Source organism: Methyloglobulus sp. (assembly GCF_964779595.1).
Genome location: NZ_CBAROL010000009.1, coordinates 49,469 through 68,981 on the forward strand (window position 1 = coordinate 49,469; position 19,513 = coordinate 68,981).

The following is a 19,513-nucleotide window of genomic DNA, read 5'->3' on the forward strand; positions in this document are numbered from 1 at the left end:
AAAAAAATATTCAAAGAAAAGGCGACCCTCTGCCACTTATTGTCTGCACTTCTCGATTTTAATAAGATTTGATGGAAGGGATATCGCTATCTCTCCAGAAAATTGCTGCACCCCTGCCGCAACCCTACGGGCGAATCCCCTCAAAATCATCGGTACTCGGCGCGGCAGAAGGGAATACTTGAGCATAATCAGCTAATAATTATCTTAAAAGTCTTGGTGTCAAGCTCTGCTTTTTTTATATCAAGATGGCTATAATCCGAAGTGTTTTTTAAATTATTAACATCTTTCGTTAATGAATGGGATGCCCTACAACCTAAAATTACTCCAGTTATAGCATTAGGGTTAAAACTAAAAGTAATTACCGGAAACCCTTTTGGAAACTCCCTAGCTATATTGCTTTTATCAAGAACTTTGTTGCCTTTAGTTAAAGGCATCAGCATTCTCCATTCTTTTTCATAGCTCCAATCCAAGCTTTTAACATTGAATAATTCTGTTTGCGACATCTTGGAAAGGTCGCGATCTGGTCTTACTAAACGATAGTCAACTTGCCTAAAAGTACCGAATGTACTATTTGGGCTGAGCTCATGTTTATCGGTAAAAAAAACTTTATCTGTATCAAATTCAATTAAAAACCCTGTATGGTCATCAGTATAATGTCCCCACATCAAAGGGTTATCATTATTTTCCGAAAGGGAGAGAATCCCTATTTGAGATTCTATCCATTTTGCAAGATATAAGCCGATATCTTTTTTGTTTGTGAGGTTACCTAAAATTTTTTCATTAATGTAATCTAGAAGTTTATCAGTTAAATACGTAACAGAAAATTCAGTTAAGCCAATTTGAGATGCAAATTTAGTCAATTCTTCAATTATTGCTTGACCATTTATTGTTGTAGACGGTTTAAATGAGATAAATGGTTCCACTTCAAATGGGTCGTTGAACGCACCTGTTTGAGAAAACCTGATAGTTTTGTTAACTAGGTCTTCTATTCGCTTTCCCCTAACATGTTTATAGAGTTTCATTTTTTCTCCATATATTTTGATGGTTTAGAACTATAGGATGTGCCGAGGCACGAGGCGCATCGCTCGCGATAGATGCGCTTCACTTTGTTCAGCACATCCTATAAAGTCCAAATCAACTCTAGAACAAGGTAAGCCTTTAATTTCTTAACGGCTTCCCCGTCTTCAACATATGATCCAACCTTGCCAATGTACCTGGCTGTTTAACAAGGGCAAGAAAGGCTTCCAATTCCAGAGCCAAAATGTCGTCTTCTGTAAGCAGCGCAGTGAAATCACTCTCACCGCCACTTAAAACATGGGCAAGTTGACCGGAAACGACCACATCATAGTCTGTGGCTTTACCTATCAGATGGAAGGCTTTGATGCCCATGTCCAGCAATACTTTTGCGGTTTTACCAGGCATTGGATAGAGATAAGGTTTGGGCGGTATGTAGTCTTTGGATAAAGCCAATGCTTTGGTTTTGGCATCGGCTAACAGCCGATCCTTATTCATGGTGATATTATCGTTAGCGCCTAGATACAGTAGTTCTTTTGCATCAAATGCCGATTTCGAAACGCTCGCCAAACCAATGGTTTGGAAGGCTTTGACTACAGGCGGTATCGGCCCGCCGGGGCGCTTTAATTGCAAGCAACGGCGTAGATATTCCTTACAGCCGCCCCAGCCGGGAATTAGCCCGACACCCACTTCCACCAGTCCCATGTATAGTTCGGCATGGGCTTGCACGGCATCGCAATGCAGCAAGATTTCGCAACCGCCGCCCAACGCGAGGCCAGAAGGTGCGGCTACCACTGGGAAGGGTGCATATTTCAGCCCCTGATAAGTTTGTTGGCCTGTCTTAATTAGCAACTCCACAGTCGGCCAATCGCTTTCATGGATGGCTTTCATCAACAGGCCAAGGTTAGCGCCAGCGGAGAAATTTTCTGCATCGTTATGGATGACCAAGGCTTTGAATTCTTTGCTAACCTTATCAATGCTTTGGTTAATCATCGCCATCGAATCCATGTCCAGTGTATTCATTTTGCTGTGGAATTCCAGGCAAGTTACGCCGTCACCGATGTCCCATAGGCTAGCTGAACCATTTTTAAGCAATGGTTTAGTTTGCTGCTTGATGTCGGATAATAGCAATACGCCTTCCGCCCGTTGCACAGGATGATAATTCCCAGCAAGGTCGGCAAACGCTAATTGACCTGAACCTGTTGAATACAGGCTGGAATTTTTAGCCAATAGCTGTGGGACAATACGATTTTCTGATTTCAGTTTTTCGACAAACCAGGGTGCGCCGATCTGGTCAAGCAACTCGAACGGGCCGAATTTCCAGTTGTAGCCGTCGCGCATGGCTGCATCAATTCCGGTGATGTCATCGGAAATATCAGGAACAAGGCTGGCGGCATAGCATAAGGTGTGGGAAATGACACGCCACGCATATTGAGCCACTGGGTCGGAATGCGATAATAAAGATTGAAGCCCTGCTTTTTGGGCATCCTTGATAGCAGACAAATCTGCTTTTTCACTTTTGGCGTAATCACCAGTAACAAGATTAATCGACTCTTTGATACGATTGCCATCCACCTTATTCAAGCGGTAAAAACCACCTTTGCCTTTCCTACCTGTATAGTCCTCGCTAATCATTTGTTGCACAATATCAGGCAAGTGATTAACTTCATGGAAAGCATCTTGTGGAGGCAGCGCGAGTTTCATGCCTTTCAAAATCGGTGGAATCAAATCCAGGCCGACCAAATCCAGCAAACCGAATATGCCTGTTTTGGGGATTCCAAACGGTGCGGACATGACGGCATCGACTTGTTCAACCGTTATGCCATTTTTTATGGCGTCTAATAAGCCGTATAAAAGCCAGTAAATACCGATACGGTTACCGATAAAGCCAGGAGTGTCCTTACAGGTTACGCAATTTTTACCCAGTTTTATATCGGCAAACTGGCTGACCGCTTCAACAAACGAGGGATCTGTCGCTGGACTAGACACCAATTCCAACAATCGCATGTAGCGAGGCGGATTGAAAAAATGGGTAATCATGAAACGCCGCTTGAAGCTGTCCGGCATATCTTTGACTAATAAGGCTAAGGGCAGGGTGGACGTATTCGAGGAAATCAGGCAGTCTGGCTTACAAACCGTTTCCAGTTTTTGATAAAGCGCTTGTTTGATTTGCGGATTTTCGATGACGGCTTCAATCACCCAATCGGCATCGACCAGCCAGTGCAAGTGGTCTTCAATATTGCCCGTCGTAATTAGTCGGGCATTATTCTTGTCCATAAAGGGTGCTGGATCGCTTTCCAGCAATTTTTTGACAGCCGTTTCAGCAATGACGTTACGGTTGGAAGCATCATTGGGTACGATGTCGAGCAAATAAACCGGAATGCCCGCATTGGTGATATGGGCGGCAATACTTGCACCCATCACACCCGCGCCGATAACCCCCACTTTTTGGATGTTCATTAGATTGCCTCCAGGATAGTGGCTATTCCCTGACCTCCGCCGATACATTGTGTCGCTAACGCATAGCGCTTGTGTTCCCGCTGCAATAGGCTGGCGGCTTTGCCGGTGATGCGTGCGCCGGTTGCACCCAGCGGGTGGCCTAGGGCAATCGCTCCGCCATCCAGGTTGAGTCTATCGACAGGTATTGGCAATTCTTTCAGGACGGCTAAGGACTGTGCAGAAAACGCTTCATTCAGTTCAACAATATCAATATCTTCTAGCTTTAATCCGGCGCGGGATAATGCTTTATTTGTTGCCGCTACCGGGCCAATGCCCATGATTTCAGGCGCACAGCCGGATACCGCAAACGACTTGATACGTGCCAGTTTGGGCAGCTTATGGGCATCGGCATAATCTTCGCTGCACACCAACACGGCGGCTGCGCCGTCGGTTAATGGGGAAGATGTGCCAGCGGTGACCGTTCCTGTGGCTTGGAAAGCGAGATTTAGACTTGCTAACCCTTCGGGAGTGGAGTCAGGCCGTAAACAGCCGTCCTTATCCACCGTGCCGTACTTGCTGGTAATCGGGATGATTTCATCGCCAAAACGGCCTTGTTGCTGGGCGGTGTATGCCTTAAGCTGGCTTTCCAAGGCAAATGCTTCCTGGTCTTTGCGGTCAATTTGGTATTTGACGGCTAAGTTTTCCGCCGTATCGCCCATGCCAATATAAGCTTGGGGAAAAGTTTCGTACAATGCTGGATTAGGCATGTTGTTGTAGCCGCCCATCGGGATGCGGCTCATGGATTCTAGGCCAGCGCAGATAAAGACTTCACCTGCATTCATCTGGATAGCACCTGCCGCAATGTGGATGGCTTGCATGGACGAGCCGCAGAAACGGTTCAGCGTCATCCCTGCTATGGTATTGGGCAATCCGGCCAGAAAGACAATCAATCGAGCTACGTTGAGCCCTTGTTCGCCTTCGGGAAACGCGCAACCTAAAATAAGATCCTCGATGTCGTCGGGATTAACACCCGTTTTACTGACCAAGCCTTTAACAACTTGGGCGGCGAGGTCGTCCGGCCTCACTCTTGCCAATGCGCCTTTCAAGGCTGGCGTAAAAGGTGATCGGCAATATCCAGCTATAACGACATTTTTCATTTTATTCTCCTGTTGTACCATCATCACTTTAACGCATTGACCGGATTAAGCAACGAGCGGCAAAGCCTTGTAGAATAATATCCATGCCTACCCCTTCAGACCCAATTACTTCACATTCGTTTCACTTACGCACTCTTTCATAAACCCATCAATGCTTTCCCAAGTGCCGCCGATATTTTCCATCAAGATGCCGTGACGATTTGATGGGATGACCTTCAGTTGTTTTTTGCAGGTGAGCTTGCCCATGATTTCCTCGGCACTTTTAAAAGCCACAACAGGATCATTATCACCCTGCAATACCAGCACTGGCACTGTGCAAAGCGGTGCAAAATCATCCATGCTATCAATTAGTTGGCGCAGCTCGTACAGACCTTTGACGGGTACGTTACGGTAATTGACATCGGGATGCTCGGTGGGATTCTCAATAAAAGGCTTAACACCCTCAAAGGATGACAACCAATCCACCAGCTTATTGGTGCCATGCAGCAAAGGGACTAGCATAAAAGAAGGATTGATGAATTTAATAGGCAAGGCTACGGTGCTTACGCCGATGATTTCAGGAAAATGTTCGGCAGCCAGTTTGAGTGCCAAAGCACCGCCGGTGGAAAATCCGGTCACGAAAATACGCTTACAGTGCGCCTTGAGGATTTTATAACCTCTGAGTACGGACTGATACCAATCTTCCCAGCTTTGGTTTTGCAGCGCATAAGGTGATGAGCCGTGGCCTTTAAGCCGCACACCCATCACGGTGTAACCCTGTTTTACCAGGTACTCGCCGTAACCCCTGAGTTCGGCAGGACTGGCGAGCAGGCCGTGAATCAGCAGTACGCCGATGCCATTATCCTTGCTGTCGGGTGGATCGAGGAAAAAAGGGTTAGCATCAGCAGATGCGGTTTCTTGGTCATTGATGTCATCGTAGCTAGGCTTGTTATAGGCGTGATGTTCCCAGGTAAGGTCGCGGCATTCATCTTCAAAATGCCAGGCAGCGAGCTCTTGCTGGTCGACATCCTCAGATTCTGCCAGTGCATGAATGATGGTTTCATAAACCTGCGTAATGGGTTTGGCTTCGTTATCATAGACCGCCACCATGTTTTCCAGTCGGATGCTGTCAAAATCATGGTCTTCCAGCAGTTTCGGTAATAAATGATAGTGAGCGTTGTCTTCGGAGATGAGATCGGTGTTTATGGCTTCCTCGATGTAATGTTCAAAACGTGTTCCGGTGCCGCTGATCAATTCGCTGTAATCAATGGGGTTGAGCAAACTGCGGTGCAGGTTGATGTTAGCATTACTTTGTAACAACTTGACGGCAATGTAGAGTGTGGTGAAGAATTTTTGCCGTTCGATTTGCACCTGCCCATGCTTGATAAGGTACATAATCAAGGTTGAAGCCAGATGGCTCAGGTTGATGGTAACGTTGAGATAAATCTCCTCCATGTACTGGTCACGGGTCGCGTTGGCGGCATCTTTGAAGTAGTCACCCAGGCGTTCTTGGTTCTGGTCTTTGGGATGGGCTTGGAAGGTAAATATTTCGTCAATTGACTGGGCGTGAGCCATAACTTCGTGCAATAAATTTTGGTTGTCAGAAAAATTGCGGTCAAAAGGCTCAATCGGTTTGCCCATGCGGATATCCATATCCGTATTTTTCAACATGATATTGCCTTCGATCAGCAATTCTTCCGTGTGCCGCAGGCTTAGGCTGTCGGTAAAAAAATCGACCGCTTTTACCATCAGGTTTTCCGATGTCCTAATGGGGTAAAACGTAATATTGGCAGGGATAATCAGGGTATTTTTGAGTGCGGAAGCCAACAATTGTTCCAGGCTGTCTAGCTGAAGTTGCTCTTTCCACCAGACTAGTTTGTCATGGTTTTTTTGGTGATAGGCTTGGCGGACGATAATCTTAATAGTTTCAACGCCTTGCGCCAGCACCGCAGCACCCGTATGTTGCTTGCGCCGAAGACCCGTCATGCGCGAATAGATACTGTAGTTGCCTTTATCGTCTATGACCCGGTGATCTTTGACCATGCCACCTTCTGGGAAAATGGCAACCTTTCGACCACGCATTATTTGAGCGGCTAATAAAGAGAATAAGCGGTCGTGGTCGGTAGGAAAGACACCTACCTGTTGAAAATATCTTGCCAATACCGTGTCTTCTTTAAAAAATTCGCTGGATCCGATAACGCAGGTATAAGCACCTGTTTGCTCGTAGATCAAAAATTGCGGGATAAAGGTCTCGAAACGCGAGAAATGATTGAATAGAAAGATGTCACCTTGGTGTAACTGGGCATCGGCATGGAGCTGCATTTTGACGCTGAGTACTTTTTTGACGGTATTGAAAACGCGTACTGACCGATTATAAAGTCCCTTGTCTATTTCATACCAATTATCGGGGTAAGCGGCTTTTGACATGGTGTTATGCTTATTCGTCTGGGGGTGATAAATCTAATAGATGTTTTGAGTTATCGATAACAGGCGCTGTGGTAGCACCCTCTTTGGGCAGGGTGGTGGAATTATTTATGATGGTGACAGCGTTAGGATCATGGATTGTGGATGTACCTGAAGCTGTATTGGGCGTATTGATCGGATTGTTCTGCGTATTATTGCCAGTAGATTCATCGTTTGTGCCGTCTACGCTGCCGTCTTCCAATAAAGGATCACTGGTATCTTCGGGTGGATTGCCATCATGGATCAAGTATTCACGGCGTTGCTTGTAGGCATTTTTGACGAAATCGTAGCGGTCTACCGAGGCTTCATTGAGGATTTTTTCGGATGACATCAAGTCAGACCGCGTGTCAGTGACATCAACAGCGGTAGCGGCGGCGGAAGCGGCATTGGCAGCAAAACCGCCAAAAAACGACACATAAGTCAACGGGTTAAACAACGCATCGCCGATCAAACCAACGGTATCTCTAGGCGAACTAGCTCCCAGGAACGGCAGTACCATATAATCGCCCGATGGAACGCCCCAAAAGCCTAGCGTTTGACCAAAATCTTCATCATGCTTGGGTAAGTCAATCATTGATGCAACATCAAAAATGCCGACCACACCTGCGGTAGTATTAACCAGGAAACGACTGGCATCCATACCGCCTTGGACAAATTTCAATTGCAGGAAATCATTGATGGTCACGCCTATGTCATTAATATTACTGAAAACATTGGTAATGCTTTCGTCAACTGGATTCGGTGTGATGTCTTGATAACCTTTCGTTAAAGGTTTCAGAATAACATCGTCCACATCCTTATTAAAACCATGTACATCGCGATTCCAGCTTTCCCAAGGATCGTTTTTATCTTGCGTGGGCATAGTCGAGCAAGCGGACAAGGTACTTGAGAGGATTAAAACATTAAGCATTTGTCGGGTATTAGGAGTAGGCTTTTGGGTATTCATGCTAGACATTCTAATAGGCTATGGATAATTGACTGTTGTTAGCTGGTGAGTGATTTGTTCTTTACAGCAAGTATAACTCAAGCTGTTGATTAGTAAAAAACAGACATGCTTATTTATCAATTCATCCGGCGATTGTCTATTTTTGTAGGCATCTAGTGATCTCATCATGGGTTCTTTTAGCGTCCCAACCCAGGATTTTTGCTGTGCTATGGGCGAGATTGTTTAATTCGTCGGGTGTTATTTTCGCCAATATCATTAGCGGTATTCGTCGTCTCAGCAAATCATCCAGGTGCATAACCATCTCATGACGACTACAAAAAACCATGTCAGCCATTATAAACGGTAGCTCTGGCGTTATTCGCTTAACCAAATCTGGATCATTCTCACAGAGCTTGAAAATCTCGGAAACTCTATTGCCATGCCGTCTGACCAGCAATAAGGCACTTTCCTTATCAATGCCTAGCTGTTGTGCCTTAGTGATTGAAATGTCTAGCAAGGATTGATAATCGGTATTGGAAAGCCAAGGGAAGGTTTTGCCAAACGTTGGGCAATCCACATGAATACCTAAGTTCTCGCAAAGGGCATCTACAATGATGGCGGCATCTTCCCTGGCGGAAGTAAATTTGCCGCCGATTGATGAAAGTAAGCCGTTTTGGGCGGTTTTTAGAATCCAGTCGCGGCTTATTCGGGACGGGCTATCGTTATTGCTTTGTTGTAAAACTCGGACTCCGGCGAATTTCCCGATAATATCTTGCTTAGTCCAGTTTACTGTTTTAAGTACCTGATTGGCTTCGCTTAATAAATACCTTATATCTCCATCGGTGATGGGAATATCCTCAATATCGCCATCATAGTTGGAGTCGGTTGTTCCTAATAAGGTCAACCCGTACCAAGGGATGATGAAGAAAACACGACCATCCGATTTAGCTGTTAATAGCAAGGCTTCATCGTTGAGGACTTTAGGTAAGATTAAATGTATGCCCTTGGATAATCGGGAGCTATCACCGTCTTTTTGGAATAACGACGACCAGCGTCCGGTGGTATCAACGACTAAGGAAGCTTCGATTGTTAGCGTTTCATAGGTGATTTTGTCATGAAGAATAGCGCCACCAATTTTGCCATTTTTAGCTGTTAATTCAGTAGCTTCGCAATAATTAATGCAAACTGCACCAGCGCTACAAGCACCGTCTATCAACTCCAGCACAAAGCGAGCATCATCGGTTTGGGCATCGAAATAAGTGAATCCACCGGTTAATCCAACAGAATCCAAATAAGGAAAATGCTGAATAAAATCCGTTTTTGAATGATATTGATGTTTTTGGGCTTTTGGCACGTTACCTGCCAGGAAGTCATACGAGGTCAAGCCGATTTTTAGCTGAAATAATCCTATGCGACTGTTTTTGTAGACGGGAACGCCAAACCGTAACGGCCAAACTCGATGCGGAGCGGCTTGCAAAAACATGTGCCGTTCAGCCAAGGTTTTCTTGACCAGCTTAAAATCGAAGGTTTCCAAATACCGCAGACCGCCATGTATGAGTTTGCTGGAAGCGGAAGACGTAGCACCTGCCCAATCGCCCTTATCAACTATGGCAACTTTAAGGCCACGGAGCGCAGCATCATACGCCGTCCACGCGCCGTAAATACCGCCACCGCAGATAAGTACGTCGAATGTTTGGTTGCTAAGTTGGCTGAAATCTCGTTGCATTGCCTAATGTCGTGGTCGATTGATGGTGCTTCGTCGGGTTGTGGTGGCTTAAGCTGATCGGTGAACTATACTGCGATTCTTAACACAATCCCTAAAAATATTGGGATTTATACATTTTTACAAGAGATTAAGTGCGATATGTTATAAAATACATGCACTTTATAAGTGCTTGATAGCATGAGTTTTCAACGCTAGCTAGCCGTTTTTCGTTATATTTCGATATTTGTTTTTCGCAAATATCCTTTGGAGTCACTTAATGCGTATTATCCTTTTGGGAAGTCCTGGTTCTGGCAAAGGTACACAAGCCCAGTTTATTACGGAAAAATACCGAATTCCCCAAATTTCAACTGGCGACATGTTACGCGCTGCGGTACGTGAGGGAACGCCGTTAGGACTTGCCGCAAAACAGGTGATGGACTCTGGTGGGCTGGTTTCTGATGATATTATTTTGGGCTTGATAAAAGAACGCATCAAACAACAAGATTGTGCCAATGGCTTTCTGTTAGATGGCTTTCCACGCACAATTGCCCAAGCCGAAGGGCTTGCTGCAATGGCGGTGGACATTGATACGGTGATTGAGATTGTGGTGGATGATGAGCAAATCGTAAAACGCATGGCAGGACGGCGCGTACATTTGCAATCTGGTCGCACCTATCACACCGAATTTAATCCACCAAAAGCTGAAAATACCGATGATGTCACTGGTGAAGTCCTTATCCAACGAGATGACGACAAAGAAGAAACTGTACGCAAGCGGTTAAGTGTTTATCATGACCAAACTAAGCCTTTAGTTGATTATTATGCTGCGGCAAATCAAACGGCTAAGTTTTATTCGATTGCCGGTGTCGGCAGTGTTGATGAAATTACCCAGAAAATCTTCGCTATTTTGGGTTAAACCCGAAATCGGGTGGTTTCAAGTAGGTTACAGAATTAACGTAGATGTTTATTAAGTGAGTAAAAATGATCAAATTTTATAACGTTGCCATAGTAGGTGCGACGGGTGCTGTCGGCGAGGCGATGCTGTCAATCCTGGAAGAACGTAATTTTCCGGTCGGTGAGGTGTATGCTCTAGCCAGCAGCAAATCGGTAGGAAAACGGATTCCGTTTAAAGGTGGTTCGTTAAAAGTTGAAGATTTGGCTAAGTTTGACTTCTCAAGGGCGCAAATTGGCTTGTTTTCTGCGGGTGCGTCCGTTTCTGCAGAATACGCACCAAAAGCGGCCGCTGCGGGTTGTATTGTGATTGATAACACCTCACACTTTCGATATGACGACGATATTCCCTTAGTAGTACCAGAAGTTAATCCAGAAAAAATCGCAGATTACAAAAATCGCGGCATTATTGCCAACCCCAATTGCTCTACTATTCAGATGTTAGTGGCGTTAAAGCCGATTTATGATGCCGTAGGTATTAGCCGGATTAATGTCTGCACTTATCAGGCGGTTTCCGGTACGGGCAAAAAAGGCATTGAAGAAGTTGTTAAACAAACAGCTAGATTGCTGAACGGACAGCCCATTGAAACCAATGTCTATCCTAAGCAAATCGCATTTAATGTATTGCCGCAGATTGATGTATTCATGGACAATGGCTATACCAAGGAAGAGATGAAAATGGTGTGGGAAACCCAGAAAATTCTGGGTGACCAGTCTGTTAAGGTGAATGCCACGGCGGTAAGGGTGCCGGTTTTTTATGGACATTCCGAGGCCGTTCACATTGAAACGCGCAGTAAAATTGATGCTAATACAGTAAGGGCTTTGCTTTCCAATGCACCCGGTGTTACGGTTATCGATGAGCGTAAAAATGGCAGTTATCCGACGGCGGTGACAGAATCATCAGGACATGATGATGTGTTTGTCGGGCGAATTAGGGAAGATATTTCCCATCCTTTAGGTATCGATTTGTGGGTGGTGGGTGATAATGTGCGTAAGGGTGCAGCTTTAAATAGCGTCCAGATCGCTGAAATGCTAGTAAAAAATCACATCTAGTCTAATCTTGACTCTATATTTATGACTGTTTATGGTAAACATCGTGATTACAATAAGGAGATGGGTGCGTGCGCAACTTAACTAAAGCTTTAACAGTGGTATCGTTACTGGCTCCCGTTAGTGGACATTCGTTAGGAATCGGTGATATCAGGGTGCGTTCTGCCCTTAATCAAAATCTTAGCGCCGAAATTTCATTAGTGGCTTCTCGCGGGGAAAGTCCATCAAACATCAAAGTCAGTCTAGCTTCACCCGAAAAATTTGATGAAGCGGGAGTGCCTTGGTCTTATTTTCTCTCAAAAATAAAATTTCAACCCATTGTTAAGCCGAATGGTTCAATGGTTATCAAAGTAAGCTCCAGAGAAGCACTGAAAGAACCTTATCTTAATTTTTTGCTTGAAGTTAGCTGGCCTAAAGGTAATTTGTATCGTGAATTTACCGTTTTGGTTGATCCGCCGACTGAGTATCAAGCACCAACAACGTATCAAGAACCGGCTTATCAAGAGCCTGCTTATCCCTTAACATCACGCTACGAAAACACCCTTCCTCAGCAACAAGAGTACGCTCCACCAAGGCAACGTCGCGTTCGACATTCTGCCAAACCACGGCGCAGTTCTGCGGGTAGCTATGGTGAGCAAATTACTACCAGACGAAACGATACCTTATGGAATGTAGCTGAACGAGCGCGAGGAGCGGGTGTATCTGTAGAGCAGATGATGATTGCGTTGTATGAAAAAAACCCGCACGCTTTTTTTCAGCAGAACGTAAACGCATTATCAGCAGGTAAAACACTAAAAATCCCCGATAAAGAGGCCGTTCAGCAGTCCTCTCGTCAGGAAGCTTTGGCAGAATTTGGACGGCAAAACGATGCTTGGAATAACAATCGGTCGAGTATTCCTGCCGGAGAAGCACAGCTTGCAAAAGGTGACGAGGTTGATAGTCAGTTAAAACTGGTCGCGCCAACTGATGCGACAGTCGGCCAAAACGAAGCAGTTTCGCCATCTAGCGAGCAAGCATCAGGTAATAGCAATACGGCTACCCCTGATGGACAGCAGACGGCTACTGATAAAACTAACGGAAAAGCTCCAGCCACCCCTGTCGATGAAGCATTACAAAGCAAAATGGCCGCGCTTGAAAAGCAGATGGCGATGATGCAAGAATTGATTGCGTTAAAAGACAAACAGCTTGCCGATTTACAAAACCCAGGTCAGGCGACAGCGCCAGCAACCCAAACACCGCCAGCACAGGTCGTACCACCTCCTGTTCCAGCAGAGCAAGTTAAGCCAGAGCCGATAGCACCCGTTGTGCCTGCACAGCCAGTCCAGACTGCTCCCATTCCTGTTAAACCGATTCCGCCAGTTGCCCCTGTTAAGCCGATTGTTAAACCAGTCGTCAAACCTCCGGTGCAAGCTTCTGAACCTGTCGTTGAAGAACCCGATTCATCGCTATTGTGGATAATTGGCGGCATAGGTGCGACCGTTTTATCCTTGTTTGGTTGGTTATGGTGGCGGAAAAGGAAAACTATTGAAGACACCGATGCCGAAAGCATGTTTAGAAATTACAGCACCATGCGAAACAGTGATTCGACGGGGTTGTTTTCTTCTGCGGCTCGGAAGAAAATACCTGGGTCGGTCTCAGGTGAGAGTTCTTTCCTGAATGACTTCAAGGCGAGTGATTTTGAATCGTTTGAATCCTTCAATGTCGATCATGGCGATATTGATCCTGTTGCAGAAGCAGACGTTTACTTGGCTTATGGACGTTATCAACAAGCAGAAGACTTAATTAGACAAGCGATTAGGGACTTTCCAGATCGGGATGAGTGCAAATTAAAGTTGCTAGAAATTTTTCACGCCAGCACCAATAAAGATGCGTTTGAAAGCTATGCAACAGAGTTGGTTGCAGCAGGTAAGAAAGATGACAAGGAATTTTGGCGGAAAGTGGTTGAATTCAGTAAAGATGTTTGCCCCGATTCTGAAATGTTCGCATCTTCTGGCAATGCAGCGGTATTTGCGACAGAATCGCTTGCAGACAATGTTCTGTTCAGCCCGTTTGATGATCTCAGTAATGAGTTAGGACCTATACAGGGAGCCGAACATCTAGGTACTGCTACCTTTGAAATTACTGATATTGACTCTGAGCAAGAACATATTCTTGATGCCCCAGCCGAAGAGCCGCCTGTCCAACATCAAGCTGAGCCTGTTACCGGAATAGCCGAAACCCCAGAAAAAGAGTCAGAAATTGATCTTGGCTTATTTGAAGACGACCTTGGTGGACAACAGGACAATGAAACGATTGATTTTGATCTAGGACCATACCCAGAAGCCACCCAAAAAACCGAAACCGTAACGACTCCCCCGCCAGATACACATGCGTTCAGTAGTGATACATCTGCACAGTTAGATGATTCCGGTGACAATGCCGAAGTTGAATCGTATGAATTCGATTTCAATATGGATAAGCCAGAACTTTCTAAGCCTGCCAAACCAGAGACCGCTCAAGTCAATGAAACGTGGGATACCAATCAGACGATTGATTTTGCGATTGATGATGTTGCTTCGACCGATACATTCGGCGATGACACTATCGACTTTAGTTTTGATTTAGAGCCAGCACAATTAGATACCGAAAAACCAGCCAGCAAAGATCAAGGCTTTATGGTGTCTGACTTGACTGACATGGATGAGTTGGAAACCAAACTGGATTTGGCAAAAGCTTATATAGACATGGGCGATGCTGATGCGGCTAAAGAGATTATCGAACAAGTACTTGAGCATGGATCGCCAGAACAAAAGGAAACTGCTCAAGAGCTTATGGATGATTTGAGTTTGGGATAAGTTCATAAGCTCACACCAAGTCTTCATTATAAAAAAGCCCGTTAAGGGCTTTTTTATTGCGTACTCATCAGGTAATCCAGAATAAGCTCGCGATGACTAATAAAAACAGAAATCCGTTGCTGTAACATCAAAAAAACCATTTCGGCATGGTCATGATGGTTCTGGATTAAACATTTTTCCAAGGCGGTTGCAGGTTTTCCGATGTGTTGCAGGCAACAGACTAAGGCTGCTCCATTGAGCTTGTGAGTTACATCGAAGGCAAGTTTATAGTTTTCAGTTTTGAGAGCTTCTTCAATGTTATTAATTTGTGGTGGTAATTCATCAAAGAATTTCGTATAGAGAGTCAAAGCCAAGCTATTGTTATTGCTTATTTTTCCCAATAAAACCTGGATAGAACTGAATGATGACGTTAGCACATCATTTTCGAGCCAAAGCGTAATAACGTCATTCAACTTGTAGGCAGTTAGGGGTTTTAACAGGCAATCGTCAAAACCGGCGGCAATAAGATTTCTTCGCTGATGTGTATCAACCTCATCAAACAGTGCGATGATGGGCGTATGGAAATTAATACAACGGCTACTTTTTGCTACGGAGACGAGTTCAACACCATTTAACGTCATATCAATGATAATCAGGTTAAAGTGCTTGTTTGCAATAGCTGCGGCGGTTTCATGAGATGTGCTAGTGTTCACGAAGCGATTGCCGTTAATATCCGGCAATTGCAAAGCCTGCAAAGCAGGGTCACTATCATGGGCTAATAGTGTAATAAAATGTCCGAGGTGGTCTGGTGGGTTAAGCATTTGCTAATTAAGCTTATGATTCGATAGACGAATTGTTACACAAATGATGGAGCTATTGAAAGAAATGCCTGAGAGCCAGTCTCAATTGATAAAATAAGACTATAAACAACTTACGATAACTGACCTGTTTTGAAATGAATTATCCTTCTGAAACTAATTTGTTCCTTAGTGAGCATGTTGCCCTGATGAGCAACAGTTATCGAAAGTTGCTGGGTAAAGATTTAATATCGAAAAGTCAATCGTGTGAAACATTGGCGAGAGCCTTGTTTTACGCACCTTTTGTTGTCGTATCCCACAATACCGCCGAAGATCCGGTATTTAATTACGCGAATCTAAAAGCCTTGGATTTATTCGGTTTTAGTTGGCAAGAGTTTACCCAGCTACCTTCGAGATTATCAGCAGAACCTATTCATCGGCTCGAACGCGATAAGTTACTGGCAGAAGTTAATCGAAAAGGCTATATAGATGATTACCAAGGTATTCGCCTAACAAAAACGGGGCAGCGATTGTTGATTAAAAATGCGGTGGTTTGGAATTTATTGGATAGTAAAGGATGTTATGCAGGTCAAGCAGCACGGTTTGAGCAATGGCAATTCCTGTAAGTGCTAAAAACTGAAGCTGGCTAAATGGTATTAGGGTGAGACTTTGGTTTATTGGGATCTTGCGGTTTTTTAAGTGACTTTCCAAATTCGTCGAGTTGATTTTTCAGCTCGTTACCCATTGATTCCATTTCTCTTTCAATTTGGGGAACGGCTTCTTCCAGTTTTTTAGTTAAGGAATCACCCAGGTTTTCTAAGCTTTTAACGATGCCATCGAATGGCATCATCGCAATATTGGTGTGGGTTTGGGCAAAATCAACCTTCCAACTGTCTTGTTCTTTCAGCAAAACCGTATCGAATGTTACCGGTTTTTTATTTCTGTTAATCGTGGTGACAACTAAGGCATTGGTTTGGTCACTTAGGGTGACTGCGCCTATAGATATTTTGGAATGGCTATCAATGTCTTTAAGGGTAACCAAATGTTGAGTAGCTTGGGTTGTTTGTGTTTTGGAAGCCTCTAACTCCCCTTGCGCCAACGTTTGCCAGAATCTTGTGGTAACGGCTTCTGGAGTTGTGGGTTCACAACCGTAAAGTAAGAAAACACAAAAAAGCCCAACGAAAATGACTGGGCTTTTTATGGACAACATCAGTGATTATTTTTCGCCACCGAACACGCCCAGAATTTGCAGCAAACTCAGGAACAAGTTGTAGATGGAAACATACAAGGAAACTGTCGCTAAAATGTAGTTTGTCTCGCCGCCGTGGATGATTTCACTGGTTTGAAACAAGATCATGCCGGACATCAGTAAGATGAACATTGCTGAAACCGCCAACGACAAAGCAGGGATGGAGAACAGTACCGCACCAATTCCGGCCAAAAATGCCACCAAAATACCAACCATCAAAAAACCTGACATAAAGCTAAAATCTTTGCGGGTAGTTAAGGCATAGCCAGAAAGTCCCAGAAAAATTACGCCAGTGCCTCCCAAAGCAGTCATTACTAATTCATTGCCGTTACTGAAAGCCTGGGTGTACATGTTGATGATAGACCCGAGGGTTAAGCCCATGAAGCCCGTCAGGGCAAATACAAAAACCAGACCCAAACTGCGGTCGCTAAATTTAGTGGTCAAAAACAACAAACCATAAAATCCCACCATCGTTACAATTAGTCCAGGATGGGGCAGATTGAAGTACATGGAAGCCCACGCTGTCATTGCGCTGAACAGCAAAGTCATGGACAACAACAAGTAAGTATTTTTCAATACTTTGTTAGTTGACAGAATGCTAGCTTCTGAATGGGAAATAGCAGTATTTAATCGCATAAACGTAAATTCCTTAAACAAGTGAATAACAAAAACTGAGACTAGCTAATCTTATAAGAGTTTCACAAGATTGCTAAGATGATTCAGCATATCAGCTTTTGCCCCAGTTGTCGTATAAGTTGTCGTATAAGATTAAGTTGTCATAGAAGATATAGTAGACTGTCCACAAAATAATCACCTGCGAACAAGAAAGTGTTTACCAATTTACCCTTTACTTACCGAATTCGGCGTAGCCATCGCGTTGCGTCTGCGCGTATTGTCGTCAAGCCTGGTTTGGTGGAAATTGTTGCTCCTTTGCAGATACCGGAGCATAAGCTGCATAAATTTGTGCAGGCTAAGCAGCAGTGGATTACCCAAGCGTTGAAAAAAATGGCGGCTTCAAGCCCTCAGCAAAGTGGTTTTGTGCCTACTGAGTATAAATCTGGAGCCAACATCACTTACCAGGGTAGCGTGTACCCGTTAACGGTAATGCCAACAAAATTAAAACGGATCAAAATAGAATTTACGGATGGCTATACGGCTTTTGTTCCCGAAGCCCTAAATCCTGATGAACATAACCATCAAATCAGGGAAGCCTTGATCCGCTGGATGAAAAAACAAACTAAACAGCTAGTCGAGCGAATGGTCGAGAGCCATGCCGCTAAACATCAGCTTAACCCCCGCACGATTACGATTAAGACGCAAAAAAGCCGCTGGGGTAGTTGTGGTATCCATAACGACATTAATATCAACTGGTTGCTGATTATGGCTCCAAAAGAGGTGTTGGAATACGTGGTCGTGCATGAACTTTGCCACATACGGGTAAAAAATCATTCCAGCCAATTTTGGTCATTGGTTTCCGAGCATTTGCCGGATTACCAAAACAGGCGGAACTGGCTGAAAAAACAAGGTCGCAGTTTGATGATGGCATTTTCTGACCGAACTGACTGATTATCTAGCTGACCAATGAGCAAGAAAAAGCATAGTGCCTTTGTTTGCGAGCAATGCGGGGCGGATTATCCCCGTTGGGGCGGACAATGCACCAGTTGCGGCGAATGGAATACCATCAAAGAAGTCAGGTTAGGCACAGCCAGTAATGAACGTACTAGCCGCTCTTTAGGTTATGCAGGCAGTGTTTCCGAGGTGAAATTATTGTCGGACGTGAGTTTGGTACACGCTGAACGCATTGCCACCGGCATTTCAGAATTTGACCGCGTCCTGGGCGGCGGCATTGTGACGGGTAGCGTGGTGTTGATTGGCGGGGCACCCGGCGCAGGCAAAAGTACCATTTTGTTGCAAGCCATCGCTAATATTGCTGCTCAGGGAATTTCAGTTTTGTATGTGTCCGGCGAGGAATCCTTGCAGCAAATTGCTGAACGGGCGCACCGCTTAGGTCTGCCAGCCGACAAAATCATGATGTTGGCCGAAACCTCAGTGCAACGGATTTGCGATGTCCTTGACGAGATAAAGCCGAAAATCTTGGTGATTGACTCCATTCAAGTCGTGTACACCCAAGATGTCGAGTCGGCACCAGGTTCAGTCTCGCAAGTTAGGGAATCGGCCAGTTACCTGACCCAGTATGCAAAAAAGCAGCACATATCCATTTTTATGGTGGGTCATGTGACCAAGGATCAATCCCTGGCAGGGCCCATGACCTTAAGCCATATTGTCGATACCCAAGTGATGCTCTCGTCCACGGATGATGCCCGTTTCAGGATGCTAAGGGCGGATAAAAACCGCTTTGGCAGTGTCGGCGAACTTGGTTTTTTTGCCATGGGTAGCACTGGTCTTAAAGAAGTAAAAAACCCATCGGCGATGTTTTTAAACAGGCCTGACAAGCCCTCTCCAGGTAGCGTAGTAACGGTATTATGGGAAGGTACTCGACCTTTGCTGGTGGAAATTCAGGCGCTGGTAACCGAATGCCAATATGGCAATCCTCGCAGGCTTGCCGTGGGTTTCGACCAGAACCGCCTCGCTATGTTACTGGCTGTATTGACCCGACACGGCGGCATAGTTACAGCCAATGATGAGATTTACGCCAATGTGGTCGGTGGAATAAGGGTCACGGAAACCAGCTCCGATCTGGCGATAATTGTCGGCATAGTCTCCAGTTTTCGGGATAAAATCATCCCGCACGATGCGTTTTTTTTCGGGGAAATCGGCTTGAGCGGCGAAATAAGACCCGTTGCGAACGGACAGTCGCGTTTAAACGATGCCGCCAAGCATGGCTTCAAAATAGCAGTGATTCCTAAGGCCAATGCGCCAAAAAAGCGGATTGAAGGCTTGCAAATACATCCGGTTGCAACGCTTTCAGAAGCGTTAGATATAATTTTGGGATTTTGAAAGAGTTGAGGAT

15 protein-coding genes are annotated in these 19,513 nt (G+C 45.0%); 6 read left to right on the forward strand and 9 right to left on the reverse strand.

Annotated elements, in window-relative coordinates; translation table 11 throughout:
• Positions 1–188: 188 nt before the first annotated feature.
• The 6 genes from AC1YY3_RS05325 to AC1YY3_RS05350 all read right to left on the reverse strand — a co-directional run bounded on the left by AC1YY3_RS05325 (position 189) and on the right by AC1YY3_RS05350 (position 9,703).
• Positions 189–1,022, reverse strand: a complete 834-nt coding sequence (locus tag AC1YY3_RS05325) for a DUF2971 domain-containing protein (RefSeq protein ID WP_481823168.1) — start codon at positions 1,020–1,022, stop codon at positions 189–191.
• Between the two features lie 136 nt (positions 1,023–1,158).
• Positions 1,159–3,474: a 3-hydroxyacyl-CoA dehydrogenase/enoyl-CoA hydratase family protein gene (locus AC1YY3_RS05330; RefSeq protein WP_481823167.1), complete on the reverse strand. Its 2,316-nt coding sequence runs from the start codon at positions 3,472–3,474 to the stop codon at positions 1,159–1,161.
• Positions 3,474–4,610 (reverse strand): thiolase family protein, encoded by a 1,137-nt coding sequence (locus AC1YY3_RS05335; protein WP_481823166.1) that lies wholly within the window; start codon positions 4,608–4,610, stop codon positions 3,474–3,476. The genes AC1YY3_RS05330 and AC1YY3_RS05335 overlap by 1 nt, the downstream gene beginning before the upstream one ends.
• Before the next feature lie 105 nt (positions 4,611–4,715).
• On the reverse strand, positions 4,716–7,016 hold the full coding sequence (locus AC1YY3_RS05340; RefSeq protein WP_481823165.1) for an alpha/beta fold hydrolase: 2,301 nt from the start codon (positions 7,014–7,016) through the stop codon (positions 4,716–4,718).
• 10 nt (positions 7,017–7,026) lie between these two features.
• Positions 7,027–7,998 (reverse strand): MlaA family lipoprotein, encoded by a 972-nt coding sequence (locus AC1YY3_RS05345; protein ID WP_482194350.1) that lies wholly within the window; start codon positions 7,996–7,998, stop codon positions 7,027–7,029.
• A gap of 136 nt (positions 7,999–8,134) precedes the next feature.
• Positions 8,135–9,703, reverse strand: a complete 1,569-nt coding sequence (locus tag AC1YY3_RS05350; protein ID WP_481823163.1) for a glycerol-3-phosphate dehydrogenase/oxidase — start codon at positions 9,701–9,703, stop codon at positions 8,135–8,137.
• A gap of 256 nt (positions 9,704–9,959) precedes the next feature.
• Here AC1YY3_RS05350 and adk point away from each other — a divergent pair, with 256 nt between their 5' ends.
• The 3 genes from adk (at position 9,960) to AC1YY3_RS05365 (ending at position 14,517) form a co-directional block, all read left to right on the forward strand.
• A complete protein-coding gene (gene adk, locus AC1YY3_RS05355; protein WP_481823162.1) occupies positions 9,960–10,598 on the forward strand; it encodes an adenylate kinase in 639 nt (212 codons plus the stop codon).
• Between the two features lie 65 nt (positions 10,599–10,663).
• Positions 10,664–11,686: an aspartate-semialdehyde dehydrogenase gene (locus AC1YY3_RS05360; RefSeq protein ID WP_481823161.1), complete on the forward strand. Its 1,023-nt coding sequence runs from the start codon at positions 10,664–10,666 to the stop codon at positions 11,684–11,686.
• A 68-nt stretch (positions 11,687–11,754) separates the two neighbouring features.
• Positions 11,755–14,517, forward strand: a complete 2,763-nt coding sequence (locus AC1YY3_RS05365; protein ID WP_481823160.1) for a motility hub landmark protein FimV — start codon at positions 11,755–11,757, stop codon at positions 14,515–14,517.
• Between the two features lie 53 nt (positions 14,518–14,570).
• Here AC1YY3_RS05365 and AC1YY3_RS05370 read toward each other — a convergent pair whose 3' ends face one another.
• Positions 14,571–15,317, reverse strand: coding sequence for an Hpt domain-containing protein (locus tag AC1YY3_RS05370; RefSeq protein ID WP_481823159.1), 747 nt, complete (start codon positions 15,315–15,317; stop codon positions 14,571–14,573).
• A 134-nt stretch (positions 15,318–15,451) separates the two neighbouring features.
• Between AC1YY3_RS05370 and AC1YY3_RS05375 the strand changes: the two genes are divergently transcribed.
• Complete coding sequence (locus tag AC1YY3_RS05375; protein WP_481823158.1) at positions 15,452–15,919, forward strand: MEKHLA domain-containing protein; 468 nt, start codon at positions 15,452–15,454, stop codon at positions 15,917–15,919.
• A 20-nt stretch (positions 15,920–15,939) separates the two neighbouring features.
• On the opposite strand, the gene AC1YY3_RS05380 is transcribed toward AC1YY3_RS05375, so the two are convergent.
• Together AC1YY3_RS05380 and AC1YY3_RS05385 are read right to left on the reverse strand one after the other, a co-directional pair.
• Positions 15,940–16,503 (reverse strand): hypothetical protein, encoded by a 564-nt coding sequence (locus tag AC1YY3_RS05380; RefSeq protein WP_481823157.1) that lies wholly within the window; start codon positions 16,501–16,503, stop codon positions 15,940–15,942.
• Between the two features lie 6 nt (positions 16,504–16,509).
• Positions 16,510–17,178, reverse strand: coding sequence for a Bax inhibitor-1/YccA family protein (locus AC1YY3_RS05385; RefSeq protein ID WP_481823156.1), 669 nt, complete (start codon positions 17,176–17,178; stop codon positions 16,510–16,512).
• Between the two features lie 192 nt (positions 17,179–17,370).
• Here AC1YY3_RS05385 and AC1YY3_RS05390 point away from each other — a divergent pair, with 192 nt between their 5' ends.
• A complete protein-coding gene (locus AC1YY3_RS05390) occupies positions 17,371–18,108 on the forward strand; it encodes a M48 family metallopeptidase (RefSeq protein ID WP_481823155.1) in 738 nt (245 codons plus the stop codon).
• Positions 18,109–18,123: 15 nt separating this feature from the next.
• The gene (gene radA / locus AC1YY3_RS05395) at positions 18,124–19,500 is read left to right on the forward strand and encodes a DNA repair protein RadA (RefSeq protein ID WP_481823154.1); all 1,377 of its coding nucleotides are present in this window, start codon (positions 18,124–18,126) and stop codon (positions 19,498–19,500) included.
• Positions 19,501–19,513: the final 13 nt, after the last annotated feature.